The organism is Ructibacterium gallinarum, assembly GCF_014982785.1.
Taxonomy (GTDB): domain Bacteria; phylum Bacillota; class Clostridia; order Monoglobales; family Monoglobaceae; genus Ructibacterium; species Ructibacterium gallinarum.
Genome location: NZ_JADCKB010000069.1, coordinates 1 through 1,467, shown reverse-complemented (window position 1 = coordinate 1,467; position 1,467 = coordinate 1). Strand labels below are relative to the sequence as shown.

General features: G+C 39.9%; 2 protein-coding genes. Both read right to left on the bottom strand.

Annotated features, from left to right (window positions below; genetic code table 11):
- Positions 1–235, bottom strand: a 235-nt coding sequence (locus INF28_RS12715) for an SDR family NAD(P)-dependent oxidoreductase (RefSeq protein WP_226393821.1), incomplete at its 3' end; no start/stop codon positions are given.
- 205 nt (positions 236–440) lie between these two features.
- On the bottom strand, positions 441–1,467 hold a 1,027-nt coding region (locus INF28_RS12710), incomplete at its 5' end, for a DUF4982 domain-containing protein (protein WP_226393820.1).

Genomic DNA, 1,467 nt, shown 5'->3' with positions numbered 1-1,467 from the left:
CAACCGCTTTATCGCATGCAGCACATACCTGTTCGTATTTCCTGACATCACAGATAACCCCTATTGCTTTTCCATTTGCATCTGCGTTGATTTCCTTCACCTTTTCACTTAAAACTTTTTCATTCACGTCACACATCACAACATTCCCGCCCAATGTGGCAAAACACTGCGAGAACAAAAGTCCCATACCCGATGCAGCTCCTGTTGCTATCGCGGTTTGTCCCGAAAAATCCATAGAATCACTTCCTTATCTTTTTTCATTAATTTATCAGCTTTGACATGTGAAACTGCATATGTTTCTTTTTCCCACAAAATTTTTGTCGTCTGTAACTTGAGTACACTTTTGGTAACATGATGCTGTAACTCCACATATACTCTATGTGATGCACTGTCTTCCAATTCCACAATTTCAAGTCCAATGATTCAGGTACAAACTTTGCTTATTTTAGCATTATCGTAAGTACTGTACTCCTTAGATTCTCTGCCACAGCATAAACCTTTAATTCTCCTTTTTCTTTTCCAACTTGTATTGCAACCGAAATTTTTCCCGCTCTCATTTTACGGTCAGGAAAATTTACCGGATTATGATCAGTAATATCTGACCCGGTTGCTATAACTTTTCCCAATTGATTTGTAAAAAAACTTACATATGGCGTAGCATCAGGAACCTCTCGTCCTGCTGCATCTGTACAATAACAAGTAATGATTGCAATGTCCTTTCCATTTGCTTTCACGTCATTTTCCATCCGTAAATTTAGTTTTTCAGCCTTATCTGTCGTTTCACACATCTCTTCACAAACCGTCTTGCCATTTATTCTTGCTTCACACCTTAGATTCCCCGCCTCATATTCCACTAACCATTCCCCATGGCCGTAACGTTCGATACACTGTTTACCAATACTCTTATTATTCAGGTACAACTCCAGTTCCTCGCAGTTTGTATATGCAACAACTCTGATCTTTTCGCCCTCTCTCTCCTGAAAATTCCAATGAGGCAACAGATGAACCATAGGTCTACAGGGATCTAACCAATGAGATTGATTTTGATAAAATGCGTCTTTCTTTTGTAAAAATAAGTCAATGGCACCTGCTTGTGAGCAAAGTCTTGGCCACGCACTCTCACCACGGTGCTCAAAGGCAATCCACTGATATTCCCCCAGAACCCATTTGCGCTCACACATAAATTTCCAAGTTTTTTCACGTCCCAAAAACCAATTTGTGGTATCCTTATCATATGCGCTCAAAAATGCACGTTCTGCACAATTGTCCTCATACCAACCTCGCGTAGTACCGGTAGCACAGCATTCAGAGGAAAAAATCGGTTTCTTCGGGTATTTGGCATGAATTTTATCGTACTTATCAAGATTGTAATTAATTCCAATGGCATCCAATTCATCATAAACCGTGGCAATATCGGGATCATTAGATACCGCTGCCACTATATATCGCGTATTGTCTAATTTTCGT